This is a genomic window from Chryseobacterium sp. DZ-32 (assembly GCF_059587025.1).
In genome coordinates this window covers 100,039-115,425 of sequence record NZ_JCAIOM010000007.1, presented here as the reverse complement: position 1 = coordinate 115,425, position 15,387 = coordinate 100,039, and the positions used below count along the sequence as shown (strand labels likewise).

Sequence of the window (15,387 nt, the reverse complement as noted above, 5' to 3'; positions counted from 1 at the left end):
AAAAACTTAAGTCGGCTCAAGGCCGACTTTTTAACTTTTAAAAATAGATAAATTATGTCTGTTCACTCTGAAATTAAAAAAGTTACGACTGAAACCTTGCGTAAAATGAAATTCGACAAGGAGAAAATAACAATGCTTACAGCCTATGATTTTACCACTGCCAAGATGGTAGATGCTGGTGGAGTAGATGCTATTTTAATTGGAGACTCTGCAGCGAATGTAATGGCTGGTTTTGAAACCACATTGCCTATTACGCTGGATCAAATGATCTATCATGCGCAAAGTGTGGTAAGAGGAACCGACAGAGCTTTGGTGGTAGCGGATTTACCTTTCGGAACTTATCAGAGTAATCCTGAAAAAGCATTGGAATCTGCGGTAAGAATGATGAAAGAAGGTGGAGCGCATGCTGTGAAAATTGAAGGTGGGAAAGAAATCTCCAAATCAATCAAAAAAATTATCAATGCCGGAATTCCGGTAATGGGACATTTGGGATTAACGCCACAGTCCATTTATAAATTTGGAACGTATAAAGTAAGAGCTAAAGAAGAAGCAGAGGCTGAAAAACTAATTGCTGATGCACAGCTTCTGGAAGAACTTGGCTGTTTTTCTATTGTGTTGGAAAAAATTCCTGCTGATTTAGCTAAGAAAGTAACTGAAAGCATCTCTATTCCAACCATCGGAATCGGTGCCGGTGCAGATTGCGACGGACAGGTTTTGGTGTATCATGATATGGTGGGAATGAACAAAGGTTTCAGCCCGAAATTCTTAAGAAGATATCTTGACCTTTACACAGAAATTACAGGAGCCGTTTCTCAATACGTGAAAGATGTGAAAAATGTAGAGTTTCCAAACGAAAACGAAAGCTATTAGTCCATGCAGAACCAACAATCTATTCAGGGAATATTATCTATTGCAGCTTTGATTTGTCTGGCTGTGGGATGGTTTAATTTATTTTCCCCGGAAATCAATCATTTGCTTTCAAGAAAAGTATTTTATGTTCTGATTGGAGCAAGCTTTTTTATTCAGGCTCCATTGCTTACCAATAAGAATTTTGTTTATGCCATGTATGCTGCAGCGGCTATCTGTGTATTCGGAGCGTTTATTCCGGAAGGCTCAAAACTTTCAGCTGTTAAAACGGTAGGCCTTCTGGCAGGGATTATCCTGTCATTATCCAACAGAAGAAGATAGACTGAAGAGGTATGAAGGAGCAGATTATATATGAAGACAATCATCTTCTGGTGATTAATAAAAAGGTGGGTCAGCTTGTACAGGGCGATAAGACCGGCGATGAATCACTATTAGAATCCATCAAGAACTTTATAAAAATAAGAGATGCTAAGCCGGGAAATGTTTTTCTCGGCTTGGTTCATCGTATAGACCGCCCAACTTCCGGGCTGGTGATCTATGCAAAAACATCCAAAGCGCTTTCCCGTTTGACGCAGATGGTGAAAAACCGTGAAGTGAAAAAAACATATTGGGCAGTCGTGGGAAAAGAAATGATTCCGCAAAGCCAGAGACTGGTACATTATTTAAAGAAAAACGAAAAAAATAATAAAGCTATTGTTTTCCCAAAGGCTACGGAAGGAGCCAAAGAAGCAATCCTGACGTATCATGTGATCAAAACATTAGACAATTATTTGTTGCTGGAAATTGATCTTGAGACCGGAAGGCATCACCAGATCAGGGCTCAGCTGTCTAAAACAGGCGTCCCGATTAAAGGAGACTTAAAATATGGAGCATCTCGCTCTAATCCGGATGGAGGTATTAATCTTCACGCCAGAAAACTGGAATTTATTCATCCGGTTACTAAAGAAAACATAGAAATCATAGCTCCTGTTCCGCAGAATGATGCGATCTGGAGAGCTTGTGAAGAATAAACATATCATAACTATAACATGAAACTCAAATCACTTTTATTAGCCACATTGCTGGTTATGACATCTTGTTCAGACAATGATGACTTGCCGCTTGATAATTCACAACAGACAATTACTGAAAATACAAGTAAAATATCATGGAATTATCCTGTTTTGTCACCTGTCTTTAATGGGTTGGAACAAAATTATATGTTCGAATATGATGCTCAGGGAAGGATTATAAAAAAGATAGGAGGCAAGCTGGAACATTCCGGAGGTACGGGATTTCCTTATTCTTATTCAAAATCTGTCTATACAATGGTAACATATACAGGAAATACTGCAATTATGAGAAATTATAGCTCTGATCCTGGTTTCACTGTTCAGTTGAAGGAAAGACGGTTTGAATTTGATAATCAAGGTAGAGTTATTAAAGCAGTTATTCCAGAGGTCTATAATTCATATATGGATAAGTATTTGACCTATACTTATGATGCTTCAGGAAAGTTAACTGAGATTTTAACTGAATATCCAAATATTCCGTATGATCCAACTGATCCGCAAGATTATATTTTGACTTACGTAGAAAAGTTTATTTATAACACCTCAGGAAATCTAGAAAAGGCAATTAAAACCGAAAAGCATAATAATATTGATGCTTATATTACGAATGAAATTACATTGGATAATTTTGATTCTGCACAAAATCCATTTAAGAATTTGGGTATTTTTGAAGAGTATTTCTACTTTTCATTATCAAAAAATAATCCTCAGAGAAAAATTTCAAAAGAATTTAAACCTTATAGCTCCGAATTTTTTCTAAGCCAATCAAATTGGACTAATCAATATAATTCTGATGGAAGGCTGAAGCTTTTTTACTAAAGAACTATTTAAAATAAAATTGAAGACCGTCTGAAAATTGAGATGGTCTTTTTTCTTTAAAGTCATTTAAGATTTTGCTTATTCTGAAAAAATGTCTAACTTCGTTCCAAACTTTAGGGGTGTCTGTTGCCAACAGACTGAGACTTTACCCTTTGAACCTGATCTGGATCATACCAGCGTAGGGAAAAGTAGATGACTTTTGCTGTACATTCTATTGTACAATAATGGCCATTCCTAAAGTATATGTAAAATATTAGGAATGGAACTTATAATCAACCACACCCGAAAAACATTTGATGTACTTCCTGCCAACCTGGAAGCATTACTGGCTATTGAGTTACCCGGAAAGAAAAAAGGTATTGCTGTAGCGCTCAACAACCGAATTATTCCGCTGTCAGTCTGGGCGGAAACCATCCTCAATAACAACGATTCAGTGTTAATCATCACTGCCACTCAGGGCGGTTAATTCTCATATTTAATACCAATACTTATGGCTCACTCCATTACATGTTCGCCATTTCCGAACTCAAAGAAAATCTATGTTGAAGGAAAATTACACCCTATCAATGTAGCCATGCGTGAAATACAGCTTAGCCCAACCAAACTGACCAATGGCGGCTTTGAACACAATGCTCCGGTAACCATTTATGACACTTCGGGGCCTTATACCGATGAAAATGCAGTCATTGACATTCAGAAAGGACTTCCAAGAATCAGAGAACAATGGATTCTGGATAGAAATGATGTGAATATTCTGGAAGGGATTACCTCAGAATACGGAAAAGCGCGTTTGGCAGATCCTCGTCTTGATGAATTGAGGTTTTCCTATGATCATAAGCCTAAAGTAGCACAGGAAGGAAAAGAAATTACACAGCTTTACTATGCCAAGCAGGGAATCATTACTCCGGAAATGGAGTATGTGGCGATCAGGGAAAACCAGAGAATAGAACAGCTTGAATCCGTATCAAAAGAAATGGCATTTCAGCATCCGGGCCACAGTTTTGGAGCGAATACTCCTAAAAGTAAAATCACCCCGGAATTTGTAAGAGACGAAATTGCTGCCGGAAGAGCTATTATTCCCAATAACATCAACCATCCGGAAAGCGAGCCGATGATTATCGGGAGAAATTTCCTGGTAAAGATCAATGCGAATATCGGAAACAGTGCCGTTTCATCCAGTATTGAAGAAGAAGTGGAAAAAGCAGTATGGGCCTGCCGATGGGGAGCAGATACCATTATGGACCTTTCAACCGGTAAAAATATTCACGAAACAAGAGAATGGATCATCAGAAACAGTCCGGTTCCGATTGGTACCGTTCCAATCTATCAGGCATTGGAAAAAGTAAAAGGTGTTCCTGAAGATCTTACATGGGAAATCTTCAGAGATACTTTGATTGAACAGGCTGAACAGGGAGTTTCTTATTTTACCATCCACGCAGGAGTTTTACTAAGATATATTCATCTGACAGCCAACAGAGTAACCGGAATTGTATCCAGAGGAGGATCGATTATGGCAAAATGGTGCTTATTTCATCATAAAGAAAGTTTCCTGTATACCCATTTTGAGGAGATTTGTGAAATCATGAAGAAATACGACGTAGCTTTCTCTCTGGGAGACGGTCTTCGTCCGGGATCTATTGCAGATGCCAATGATGCAGCGCAGTTTGCAGAACTGGAAACTTTAGGTGAACTCACTAAAATTGCCTGGAAACATAATGTACAGGTAATGATTGAAGGACCTGGGCATGTACCAATGCATATGATCAAAGAAAATATGGATAAACAGCTGAAAGAATGCCATGAAGCGCCATTTTATACTTTAGGTCCTTTAACAACGGATATTGCACCGGGTTATGATCATATTACTTCAGGGATCGGAGCAGCAATGATCGGATGGTTTGGATGTGCGATGCTCTGCTATGTAACTCCAAAAGAACATTTGGGACTTCCGAATAAGGATGATGTCAAAGTTGGGGTGATCACTTATAAACTGGCAGCCCACGCGGCAGATTTAGCAAAAGGACATCCGGGCGCACAATACAGAGACAATGCATTAAGTAAAGCAAGGTTCGAATTCAGATGGGAAGATCAGTTCAATCTTTCATTAGATCCGGAAACAGCAAGAGCATATCATGATGAAACCCTTCCGGCAGAAGGAGCAAAAATTGCTCATTTCTGTTCCATGTGCGGACCAAAATTCTGTTCGATGAAAATCACTCAGGAAATCCGTGAATCTGCAGAAAAAGGGATGCTGGATAAATCACAGGAATTCATCGAAAAAGGAAAAGAAATTTATATATGATCCTCGTTATCACTCCTGAATTGATTGTTCCGAACGAAACTGATCTTATTAATCAGATGTTTCAGGAAGGTCTTGACCTGCTTCACATCCGTAAACCAGGAGCAAACAGAAATGAAATGATTGAATTTATCACCCAAATTGATGACGCTTTTCATTCACAGCTTGTACTGCATACGCATTACGATCTTGGAAAGGAATATCAGATCTCAAGGTTTCATTTCAGGGAAATCGACCGGAAAGAAGAAGCATTTAAAACTTTCGCGGAAGAAAATATAATTTCAACTTCAGTGCACGATATCACAACCTACAATACTTTGGATAAAGTATGGGAATATGCTTTCATAAGTCCATTCTTTCCAAGTATCTCCAAAAAAGGATATGGATTGGATTCCACCATTAAAGAAGAAGTAAAACATCGGAACAATCCGGATGTCAAATTGATAGCCCTTGGAGGAATTAATCAGGATAATATTCATGAAGTTTTCGAATCAGATATCGATGGAGCAGCCCTATTGGGTGCGATCTGGGAAAGTGAAGAACCTTTAAAAGTATTCAGAAAATGCAGGAACGTCCTTATGTCATAAGCATTGCAGGCTTTGATCCCAGTGGTGGAGCAGGCTTATTATCAGATAGTAAAACTTTTGAACATTCAAAAGTAATGGGATTGGGAGTGTGTACGGCATTAACATTACAGACCGCTTCCAAGTGCTTAAGCCTGGAATGGCGTCCCATAGATGAAATAATTGAAGCCATTCAGGTGCTGATGGAAAACTATTCCGTTTCAGCAGTGAAAATTGGAATTGTGAAAGATGCAGATTTTTTAAGCAAAATTGTAGAAACAGTTCAAAAGAATAATTCTGAAGTGAAAATCGTTTGGGATCCCATTCTGAAAAGCACTTCGGACTTTAATTTTTTTGATCTTGAAACTCTTCATCAATTAAAAAAAATTGTTCATAAACTCAGTTTGATTACACCTAATTATAACGAATACAGTGTTTTAAAGGGAAATCATCTGTTACCTGATACTCATCAATGCGCATTGCTGATCAAAGGAGGACATAGAGAAGATCATTTGGGCACAGATATTTTAGTTGAAAACGGAAAAGAGATTCTTTTAGCTCCAGCCGAAAGGAATACAACCTATTTTCCAAAGCATGGTTCCGGCTGTGTTTTATCCTCAGCCATTACAGCAGAACTTGCGAAGGGGAAAAATATGGAAACGGCCTGCTGGAATGGAAAATTATACATCGAAAAATTTTTAAAAAGCAATTCCTCTTTACTGGGAACGCATTCATAAAAACATGGAAAAATTACAATACATATCACAGGGAAATACAATACAGGAACAGGAAAAGCATATCCGTAACGCTTTGGATAATGGAATCAAATGGGTACAGGTTCGATGGAAAAATGCGCCTGAAAATGAATTAATCAGTCTTTGTGAAATTTCAAAACAGCTTTGCTCAGCATATCAGTCGGTTTGTATCATCAATGACCATGTACAGATCGCTAAAGAAATAGATGCTGACGGAGTACATTTAGGATTGGATGACTGTTCTGTCGATGAAGCAAGACTGATTCTTGGAAAAAACAAAATTATTGGCGGGACAGCTAATACCCTTTCAGATGTGATCAGGAGAATCAAAGAATCGTGTGATTATATTGGTTTGGGACCATTGAGATTTACCACCACGAAAGAAAAGTTAAGTCCTGTCCTTGGATTTGAAGGATACCGGCATATCATTGACGGGTTAAAAGATAAATCAATAGAGATCCCTAAAATATTTGCCATCGGGAGCGTTAATCCTGAAGATATTTTACCGCTACAGGAAATCGGGATTTATGGCGTTGCTGTTTCAGGAATTATTACCAGGCAGCCCGCTATTATTAACGAATTAAAAAAAGTAATGATATGAACAATCAGAAATTAGAAATAGCAGGAAGAATTTTTGAATCCAGACTGTTTTTAGGGACAGGAAAATTCGGAAGTATGAGAGATATGGTGCAGTCTGTTATCGCATCAGAAAGCAATATGGTAACGATGGCGCTGAAAAGGATTGATGCCCAATCCAATGAAGATGACCTGCTTGACTCATTAAAAGAAACCCATGTTCATCTTCTTCCTAATACTTCCGGAGCCAGAACTGCCAAAGAAGCCGTATTGGCAGCTCAATTAGCCAGAGAAGCACTGGAAACCAACTGGGTAAAACTAGAAATTCATCCCGATCCGAAATATTTACTGCCGGACCCCATTGAAACCTTATATGCCACTGAAGAACTGGCGAAATTAGGATTTGTTGTAATGCCTTACATTCATGCCGATCCGGTTCTGTGCAAAAGACTTGAAGATGCAGGAACCGCAGTGGTAATGCCATTGGGAGCGCCTATTGGAACGAATAAAGGACTAAAAACACAGGATTTTCTTGAAATAATCATCAGCCAGAGCAACGTTCCTGTAGTGGTAGATGCCGGAATCGGGGCACCTTCAGATGCCGCAAAAGCCATGGAAATGGGGGCTGACGCCGTTTTGGTGAATACTGCCATTGCTGTAGCCAGAAATCCGTTGAATATGGCTGTCGCTTTTAAAGAAGGAGTGATTGCCGGAAGAAGAGCTTTTGAGTCAGGGTTGGGAGCCATTTCAAGTCATGCTGAAGCTTCAAGTCCGCTGACTTCGTTTTTATTTGAATAATCAGGATTATGAAAAGCTTTAAAGATGTTTTTGAAAACTACCAGTGGGATGAGGTAAAGAATAAGCTTGAAAATGTAAGTCTGGCCGATGTAAGATACAGTCTTCAGAAGAAAAACAAAACGATTGATGATTTCCTTAATCTTCTGTCGCCAGCCGCTTCTCAGGAACTCGAAATGATGGCAGTGATGACGAGGGCACTTACCCAGAAACGTTTCGGAAAAACCATTCAGTTGTATGCACCACTGTATCTCAGCAATGAATGCCAGAATATCTGTACCTACTGCGGATTCAGTCTTGATAACAATCTGAAAAGGAAAACCCTTTCTGATATGGAGTTGATGATTGAAGCATCAGTCCTGAAATCAATTGGAGTAAACCATGTATTGCTGGTAAGTGGTGAAGCCAATAAAATAGTGGGAGTTCCTTACTTTCAGAATGCTGTACGTAAGTTAAAGCCACATTTTTCCAACATTTCCATCGAAGTTCAGCCTTTAATGGAAGATGAATACAAACTGCTTCATGAAGAAGGGGTGCATTCCGTATTGGTCTATCAGGAAACCTATCATCAGGATGTCTACAGAGAATACCATCCGAAAGGTAAAAAATCAAATTTCCATTTTCGTCTGGAAACTCCCGACAGGATAGGTAGAGCAGGAATTCATAAGATCGGGCTGGGAGTCCTGCTTGGGCTTGAAGATTGGAGAGTAGATAGCTTCTTCAATGCCTTACACATCGATTATCTTCAGAAACAATACTGGAAAAGTAAATTTTCTGTTTCCTTTCCAAGACTCAGACCGGCAGAAGGAATTATTGAACCTAATTTCATAATGGAGGACAAAGATCTTCTTCAATTGATCTGTGCGTATAGAATCTGGAATGAAGACCTTGAAATCTCCATTTCTACCAGGGAAAATGAAGTGTTTAGGAATAATATTGTTTCTCTGGGAGCAACCGCTATGAGTGCAGGTTCAAAAACAAACCCTGGAGGATATGCGGTGGATAAAGAATCTCTGGAACAGTTTGAAACCAGTGACGAGCGAAGTATGGATGAAATTAAAATCATGATTAAAAAAGCAGGTTATGATCCTGTGATGAAAGATTGGGATTCCGTATATAATGGATTTTAAAATTTTAAAGCCATTAAGGATTTTGAAGGAGTGAAGTTGAATTAATAAAAATCGGAGATTTTTAAGATAGTATCTTTTTAAAGCGAAGCTTAACTTTCCTAAAATAACTAAAGAAACTTAATGGCTAAATTATCATAAAGTATGAAAAAAGAAGATCATTTTTCACGGTACAGCCGGCAGATATTTATTGAAGAAATAGGATTGGAAGGACAAAAGAAAATAAGTTCATCCAAAGTTCTTGTCATTGGGGCAGGAGGTTTGGGAAGTCCTGTTATTCAATATCTGGCTGCTGCAGGAGTAGGGACTTTAGGTGTTGCAGATTTTGATGAGGTTGAACTTCACAATCTGAACCGGCAGATTATCCATACCGAAAACAGAGTAGGGTTATCCAAAGTGAAAAGTGCTGAAACCTTTGTTGGAGAACTCAATCACCAGATTACATTCATCGGTATTGAAGAAAAAATCAATGAAAATAATGCAGAGGTAATTCTGTCTCAATATGATGTTATTGTTGATGGCTCAGATAACTTTTCAACAAGATATCTGGTGAATGACACCTGTGTGCAATTACAAAAAACTTTGGTTTACGGAAGTATCTTAGGATTCTCAGGACAAGTTGCTGTGTTTAATCATAACGGAAGTAAAAACTTAAGAGATATTTTCCCGGAACCGCCCTTTGATGAAGATCTTCCGGATTGTGACAGCCTTGGTGTATTGGGTGCTCTCCCCGGAATGATAGGAAGTATGATGGCACTTCAGACCTTAAAAATCATAACAGATCTTCCGGTAAGTTTGAATCAGCTGACATTGGTAGACACACTGAGCTGGAGATTTCAGACGGTAGATTTCTGATGTAAATGTAAACACTAATGTCACAAATGTTTTCACAAATAACACCATTTTATTAGCAATACATATCAATAGGGGCGGGCTTTAGCCCGTCTTACTTGTATAAAACGATCCATTGGCGTTATCCAAAATTTATATAAAAAAACAGGTGATAATCATTTTTTTTACCACCTGTTTTTATTTATCTATTATAAAGAAGGATTATTGTGCCTGCTGCATTACACCCCCGGTATCTTCTTTTTTGGTCTGATTTAAAATATTCGGATCTTCTTTCGCCAATTTATTTCTCGTCGGAATTTTATAATTGATGGAAAGTCCGAAATTTCTTGTGTCGTATTTGCTGTAGATCATCACCGGATTTCCTGATGGCGGATTAGAACGTACCTGCATCACCTGTCCGTTGAAAATATCGTTTGCAAAAACCGAAAGTGTCAGACGGTTGTTCATAAACTTCTTCGTCAATGTAATATCAAAAGAGTTGTTGAACGGTTTCTCTGCAGTAAAGTAGAAATATCCTGCCTTTGGAGTCAGATAGCTGTAATTGGCTGTCAGTTTGATGTCTTTAGGCAAAATAATCTGAGTCATGATATTAAAAATCCAGAACCCTTTATTGTTCAGATTATCAATTTCATGCTTCTGATATCCTGCATATAAGTACATGAAGTTAATTTTATCCGGATTGAAATTAAACTTCATGATTTCACTCAAAGGCTTACTGAAAATCATAAAAGGAACCGGTAGCCCCACGTTGAAATTGTGAATTTTCATATTGGAAATATTCACCTGCTCATTGAAGAGTTTCCTTCCGTCTTTTCGGATGATCTGTGCTACCTGATTGCTTGCCGAGCTTACGCTATACCCGATAAACGCATAGTCAAAAGCTGATATTTTCAATTCATAATTATCAAAAATAGTAGGCTGTAGATTCGGGTTACCATTTACTTCTGTACTAGGTCCGGAGAATGTTACGTTATTCGGGTTCAGGGCAGAAATACTTGGCAGACTGATTTTTCTGTTGTAATTCGCGGCAATATAAACCTGATTCATCATGTTATACTGTACACTTGCGTTCGGGAACAGCTTAAACTTATTAAAAGGAATCAACTCAGCTTCCACCAGTTTTGTATCTTTATCAAAATACCTTGTTATCCCTGAAATATCATAATTTTCAGCACGGGATCCCAACGTGAAATCAAACTTTTTCAGTTTAGCCTGGAACTCTAAATACGTTGAAGCAGTCTGTCTCTGATATTCAAGATTGGTCAGTCCAAAACTTTCTGTATCATAATCCTGCCTTTCATATAATCCTCCAAAACTTACTTTCCCACCATCAAGAAGTTTGATCGGCTGTGCATAATCTACTTTAAAGTTGGCAATATTCATCACAGATTTATTATTCAGAATATCTTTTAATCCATTGGTAGGGCTATCAAGAGGTTCATTGGGATAAGCTACAAATGTCCCATCCTGGAAGTAATTATCCTGAGAAAATTTGCTATCTGATCTCGTATACCCAAACTGGAAATCCAGTTTTTGAGATTTGTCAGCAAAACGCTTCTGATAGGTTACAACCGCTTCCTGTCTTAAATTATTGGTATGGGCAACGTCAGAAGAAGTATAAAAAGCTTCTTGTAAATCTTTCGGGTTTCTCTTGAATGGTAAATCTCCATGCCCGTCACTTAAAGTATAGTTGTCATTATTGTTGTGATAAATATCGTAGTTCAATAATAACCTGTCCTGCCCTAAATCAAAAGTCAATCCGGATTTTGCAAAATATCCGCGTGCGTATCTATCGGTATGGCTTGTTAGAAGCTCATCCTGCTGGCCATTCAGCATACTTTCACGGTAATTCTGCCCAACATTCAGCTGCCATCCGAAATATTTATTTCTGGCATTTAAATTAACGGAGTTGGTCGTTCTGCTTCTATACTTGTCGTAATTTGTAAAAGAATAATTCCCTGAATACGTAGCGGTTAAATATTTATTTGCATTTTTGTTGGTGATGATATTCATGATGGCACCTCCGGAAGTTGCCGGAAACTCAGCACCTGGCTGCGTGATCACTTCAATTCTTTCTACGGAATTGGCCGGCATCCCTTCAAGGAAGGAGTTCAATTCATTGGAAGTGATGTTCAGAGGTCTTCCGTTAAGATATACTTCCAGCATTTTTCCCTGATACATCATCCCTGCAATATCGGTAGATACAAGCCCCGGAAGTTTCTTTATTCCTTCCAGAACGTTTCCGTTATTCAGCTGAGGCTGCTCAGAAAAATCAAAAATAGTACGGTCTGCTTTTTGTTCAACGGCTTTTTTAGTTTTGGTGATGACTACGCCTTCAATTTGCTTTTCCTGTGGTTTATTATTTTTTTCTTGTGAAAAAACAAAAACAGAGCTTAGTAAGGATAAAGCGAAAATTGTTTTTTTCATAATGTTTTACTGTTATCCGGTTAGACGCTGAAAAAGATAATTTGTTACGCTAAAATGTTGAAAATCGAAAATTTAGGCTAAATTTTTTTTATTTCGGAAATAATTATATCTTTGCCAGGTAATTATCAAGAATCTCTAGATGGGATAGCAACCTGCAAAAACAAGCAAGGTGCTGCAATCGATAAGCCGGATCTTCCGGAAAAAATGTTTATCATTCTATCATTACTCCCATCTTGAATTTTTGTTTTAAAGTTAAAATCAAATGTTTAAAGACAAGGGAAATCACATTCCATCAGTAATTTTTTATTCTTCAGATCATGAAGTGAGCCTTCATTACTCTGATATGTTCTCATGCCATTTCTACATGCGCATGTGTTGTTGCTTCTAGCCTTTTCTATTTCTAAAAAATAATACAAACATTTCGAATTCTATGGTAACCTTACAATTTAGGGCTACAGGATTTGTATTGCTTAAAAAACAAATTTCATCAACAAAAAAGTACACAACAAACATGCATAATTTCAAAAAAAGAATTTTTATTCCTTTCGTGCTTATTTCTTCATTTTATTACGCACAGACGGACACTTTACAATCGAAGAAAATAGAAGATGTGGTTATCCTTGGATCAAGGGGTTCCGGAAGATCTTTGACCGATACTCCTGTTCCGGTGGACATCATTAATATATCTAAAATTTTAAAACAGAGCCCGACGAATAATATCAGCCAGGCTTTAAACTATATCGTACCCTCATTTTCATCCACATCACATACTGTAAATGACGGAACTGATTTTGTGGATCCGGCACTGTTGAGAGGATTAGGACCGGATCAGGTTTTGGTATTACTCAACGGAAAAAGAAGGTATCAGTCTTCACTGATTAATGTTACCCTTACGCCGGGAAGAGGTTCTGTGGGAACCGACCTTAATGCTATTCCTGCTTTTGCATTGGAAAAAATAGAAGTTTTAAGGGATGGAGCTGCTGCCCAGTATGGATCTGATGCCATTGCGGGGGTGCTAAACCTCGGACTGAAAAAAAGGCTGGGATTTTCCGGACAGGTATTCTTAGGGGGATATGCTTCACCTGTTGCCAATAATTTCTCCGGAGGGGTAGACGGACAGACTGTTTCTGTAGACCTTAATTATGGCACTAAAATAGGTAAAACCGGATTTTTTAATGTTACCGGTTCCGCCCAATACCGTGATCCTTATTCCAGAGCAGGAGTGAGGGAAGGAGATATTTTCAACGCCTATAATGCCATTAATTACCGGGCATTACAGGATGGAGTGAATATTGACGGCTTGTATAAAAACATTACCAATACTTCCAATACTCAGCAAATCATCAATACCATTAAACAGTATGCAACTAAGGTTGGATATTTTGCACCTGATTTTCAATCTCAGATTTCCGGGGCAAACAGCATTTCTGAGCTTCAAAAAATATTGGGTAAAGATTTTACCTCTGAGGAGCTTAATTACAGAGGATTGGAGAGAAAAGATTTCAGTTTGAGAGCAGGGCAGTCTAAACTGCAGTCCGGACAGCTCTTCTTCAACTCTGAAATTCCTGTGAATGACGAATGGAAGGTTTATTCATTTGGAGGCTACAGCTACCGTCTTGGAAATGCAGGAGGATTTTACAGGCTTCCGAACAATGAAAGGAATATTAATGCAGTTACTCCCAACGGATATCTGCCTCAGATTGAAGCCACTGTAAATGATTATTCCCTTGCTGCCGGAATTAAAGGAAAATGGGATGGCTGGAATGTGGATTTCAGTAATACATTCGGGAAAAATGTTTTCGGTTTTGGTGTTGTCAATACTTTTAATGCATCACTTACAGATAGTTCTCCAAGAACCTTTGATGCCGGAGGATCTGAATTCTCACAAAATACCGTCAACCTTGATTTCTCTAAGAAATATGATGTTCTGAAAGGGTTGAACATTGCGTTTGGTGGTGAATACCGGCATGAAAATTATAAAGTAAATGCAGGAAAGGAAAACTCTTATGCTTCCTACGATATCTATGGCCGGGTAGTAACAGCCAAAACCCCTGAAAATGAAAAAGTAACCGATTTTTTTGAAAGTGTAAGACCCGCAGGAGCTCAGGTCTTTCCGGGATTCAGTCCTGAAAATGCAGTTTCCGGAAACAGAAACAGTATTGCAACTTATGCTGATGCAGAACTGGAAATTACAGACCGATGGCTGTTGGAAGGAGCTGTACGGTATGAGAATTATTCAGATTTCGGATCTACATTCAATTATAAGGTGGCAACCAATGTAAAACTGGCTTCCAATCTCAACTGGAGAGGAGCTGTTTCTACTGGGTTCAGAGCGCCTTCATTAGCACAAATCTATTACAGTTCTACTTCTACGCTGATTCAGCAGGGGAAGACAACGCAGGTAGGTACTTTCAGAAATAATTCTGAGGCTGCACAGGCATTGGGTATTCCAAAATTAAAACAGGAAACCTCACAATCCTACAGTACAGGAATTACCTGGAAGATTCCGGCATTAAGCCTTACTTTCACAGCGGATGCTTATTTAATAAAGATTAAAGACAGAGTCGTACTGACCGATCTCTTCTATCGCCCTGATGGTAATTTTACTCCTGGCTCGGATCAGGCCGTTCTACAGGATGCTTTTGATCTTGCAAGAGCCAGCGCTGCCAACTTTTTTGCCAATGCAGTAGATTCTCAGACAAAAGGCCTTGATATCACCATTTCCCAGAACTCAAAAATCTCATCCGGAATTTCCCTGGAGAATAATCTGGGAATCAATTTTAATCAGACTAAAAGAATCGGGGATATCCACGCGTCTCCTAAATTGGTAAGTCAGATCAATAATTATTTCTCAGAACCGAACAGAATCTATTTTGAAGAAGCTGTACCCCGTGTAAAAGCTACATTAGGCAATACGGTAAGAGCTTCCGGATTTACTTTCGTACTGCGTAATTCTTTCTTTGGTAAAGTGACCGATGCAGATGTTGTGGATGCTAACTTTGATGGTGTAACAGGAAGTACAGAGCATTTCGTCCTTAACCGCCGCGTGATAACAGACCTATCAGTAGGCTATAATTTTAATAAAAATATTTCAGCAACCGTAGGAAGTAATAATATCTTTAATATATTGCCTTCTAAAAGCCCCGCAATAAGTTCATTAACAGCAGATAACCAGTTTGTCTATTCCAGACAGGTTTCCCAGTATGGTATAGGCGGAAGGTTCTTGTTTGCAAGAATTGAATTCAGCTTCTAATA

At 38.5% G+C, this 15,387-nt stretch carries 14 protein-coding genes and 2 riboswitches; of the genes, 13 read left to right on the top strand and 1 reads right to left on the bottom strand.

What is annotated here, in order from left to right:
* Positions 1–54: 54 nt before the first annotated feature.
* The 12 genes from panB to AC59HC_RS09650 all read left to right on the top strand — a co-directional run bounded on the left by panB (position 55) and on the right by AC59HC_RS09650 (position 9,708).
* Complete coding sequence (gene panB / locus AC59HC_RS09705; protein ID WP_110009902.1) at positions 55–870, top strand: 3-methyl-2-oxobutanoate hydroxymethyltransferase; 816 nt, start codon at positions 55–57, stop codon at positions 868–870.
* Positions 871–873: 3 nt separating this feature from the next.
* Entirely contained in the window at positions 874–1,188 is a 315-nt protein-coding gene (locus tag AC59HC_RS09700; protein WP_047377337.1) for a hypothetical protein, read from the top strand.
* Positions 1,189–1,199: 11 nt separating this feature from the next.
* Entirely contained in the window at positions 1,200–1,877 is a 678-nt protein-coding gene (locus tag AC59HC_RS09695; RefSeq protein WP_202839972.1) for an RluA family pseudouridine synthase, read from the top strand.
* An 18-nt stretch (positions 1,878–1,895) separates the two neighbouring features.
* The gene (locus AC59HC_RS09690; RefSeq protein WP_202839970.1) at positions 1,896–2,738 is read left to right on the top strand and encodes a hypothetical protein; all 843 of its coding nucleotides are present in this window, start codon (positions 1,896–1,898) and stop codon (positions 2,736–2,738) included.
* Between the two features lie 105 nt (positions 2,739–2,843).
* A riboswitch (TPP riboswitch) is annotated at positions 2,844–2,940 on the top strand.
* 57 nt (positions 2,941–2,997) lie between these two features.
* Positions 2,998–3,204, top strand: coding sequence for a sulfur carrier protein ThiS (thiS, locus tag AC59HC_RS09685; protein WP_047377339.1), 207 nt, complete (start codon positions 2,998–3,000; stop codon positions 3,202–3,204).
* Between the two features lie 24 nt (positions 3,205–3,228).
* Positions 3,229–5,040 carry a phosphomethylpyrimidine synthase ThiC gene (thiC, locus tag AC59HC_RS09680; RefSeq protein ID WP_202839968.1) on the top strand — a complete coding sequence of 604 codons (1,812 nt, stop codon included), beginning with the start codon at positions 3,229–3,231 and terminating at the stop codon, positions 5,038–5,040.
* Entirely contained in the window at positions 5,037–5,624 is a 588-nt protein-coding gene (locus AC59HC_RS09675) for a thiamine phosphate synthase (RefSeq protein WP_202839966.1), read from the top strand. The genes thiC and AC59HC_RS09675 overlap by 4 nt, the downstream gene beginning before the upstream one ends.
* Positions 5,600–6,337, top strand: coding sequence for a hydroxymethylpyrimidine/phosphomethylpyrimidine kinase (locus AC59HC_RS09670; protein ID WP_202839964.1), 738 nt, complete (start codon positions 5,600–5,602; stop codon positions 6,335–6,337). Before AC59HC_RS09675 ends, AC59HC_RS09670 begins: the two co-directional genes overlap by 25 nt.
* A 4-nt stretch (positions 6,338–6,341) precedes the next feature.
* Complete coding sequence (locus AC59HC_RS09665; RefSeq protein WP_202839963.1) at positions 6,342–6,956, top strand: thiamine phosphate synthase; 615 nt, start codon at positions 6,342–6,344, stop codon at positions 6,954–6,956.
* Positions 6,953–7,729 carry a thiazole synthase gene (locus tag AC59HC_RS09660; protein ID WP_202839961.1) on the top strand — a complete coding sequence of 259 codons (777 nt, stop codon included), beginning with the start codon at positions 6,953–6,955 and terminating at the stop codon, positions 7,727–7,729. The genes AC59HC_RS09665 and AC59HC_RS09660 overlap by 4 nt, the downstream gene beginning before the upstream one ends.
* Before the next feature lie 8 nt (positions 7,730–7,737).
* On the top strand, positions 7,738–8,856 hold the full coding sequence (gene thiH / locus AC59HC_RS09655; RefSeq protein ID WP_395971916.1) for a 2-iminoacetate synthase ThiH: 1,119 nt from the start codon (positions 7,738–7,740) through the stop codon (positions 8,854–8,856).
* Between the two features lie 141 nt (positions 8,857–8,997).
* The gene (locus tag AC59HC_RS09650; protein ID WP_202839957.1) at positions 8,998–9,708 is read left to right on the top strand and encodes a HesA/MoeB/ThiF family protein; all 711 of its coding nucleotides are present in this window, start codon (positions 8,998–9,000) and stop codon (positions 9,706–9,708) included.
* 198 nt (positions 9,709–9,906) lie between these two features.
* Here the strand turns inward: AC59HC_RS09650 and AC59HC_RS09645 are convergent, their stop codons facing one another.
* Positions 9,907–12,132 carry an outer membrane beta-barrel protein gene (locus AC59HC_RS09645; protein WP_202839955.1) on the bottom strand — a complete coding sequence of 742 codons (2,226 nt, stop codon included), beginning with the start codon at positions 12,130–12,132 and terminating at the stop codon, positions 9,907–9,909.
* Positions 12,133–12,249: 117 nt separating this feature from the next.
* Positions 12,250–12,347, top strand: a riboswitch (SAM-I-IV-variant riboswitch).
* A gap of 296 nt (positions 12,348–12,643) precedes the next feature.
* Between AC59HC_RS09645 and AC59HC_RS09640 the strand changes: the two genes are divergently transcribed.
* Complete coding sequence (locus AC59HC_RS09640; protein ID WP_496558501.1) at positions 12,644–15,385, top strand: TonB-dependent receptor plug domain-containing protein; 2,742 nt, start codon at positions 12,644–12,646, stop codon at positions 15,383–15,385.
* The last annotated feature ends 2 nt before the right edge of the window (positions 15,386–15,387 follow it).

Excerpts from the sequence above, each read along its gene's own strand:
- panB (WP_110009902.1), top strand. The coding sequence starts at position 55 with ATGTCTGTTCACTCTGAAATTAAAAAAGTTACGACTGAAACCTTGCGT.
- AC59HC_RS09700 (WP_047377337.1), top strand. The coding sequence starts at position 874 with ATGCAGAACCAACAATCTATTCAGGGAATATTATCTATTGCAGCTTTG.
- AC59HC_RS09695 (WP_202839972.1), top strand. The coding sequence starts at position 1,200 with ATGAAGGAGCAGATTATATATGAAGACAATCATCTTCTGGTGATTAAT.
- AC59HC_RS09690 (WP_202839970.1), top strand. The coding sequence starts at position 1,896 with ATGAAACTCAAATCACTTTTATTAGCCACATTGCTGGTTATGACATCT.
- thiS (WP_047377339.1), top strand. The coding sequence starts at position 2,998 with ATGGAACTTATAATCAACCACACCCGAAAAACATTTGATGTACTTCCT.
- thiC (WP_202839968.1), top strand. The coding sequence starts at position 3,229 with ATGGCTCACTCCATTACATGTTCGCCATTTCCGAACTCAAAGAAAATC.
- AC59HC_RS09675 (WP_202839966.1), top strand. The coding sequence starts at position 5,037 with ATGATCCTCGTTATCACTCCTGAATTGATTGTTCCGAACGAAACTGAT.
- AC59HC_RS09670 (WP_202839964.1), top strand. The coding sequence starts at position 5,600 with ATGCAGGAACGTCCTTATGTCATAAGCATTGCAGGCTTTGATCCCAGT.
- AC59HC_RS09665 (WP_202839963.1), top strand. The coding sequence starts at position 6,342 with ATGGAAAAATTACAATACATATCACAGGGAAATACAATACAGGAACAG.
- AC59HC_RS09660 (WP_202839961.1), top strand. The coding sequence starts at position 6,953 with ATGAACAATCAGAAATTAGAAATAGCAGGAAGAATTTTTGAATCCAGA.
- thiH (WP_395971916.1), top strand. The coding sequence starts at position 7,738 with ATGAAAAGCTTTAAAGATGTTTTTGAAAACTACCAGTGGGATGAGGTA.
- AC59HC_RS09650 (WP_202839957.1), top strand. The coding sequence starts at position 8,998 with ATGAAAAAAGAAGATCATTTTTCACGGTACAGCCGGCAGATATTTATT.
- AC59HC_RS09645 (WP_202839955.1), bottom strand. The coding sequence starts at position 12,132 with ATGAAAAAAACAATTTTCGCTTTATCCTTACTAAGCTCTGTTTTTGTT.
- AC59HC_RS09640 (WP_496558501.1), top strand. The coding sequence starts at position 12,644 with ATGCATAATTTCAAAAAAAGAATTTTTATTCCTTTCGTGCTTATTTCT.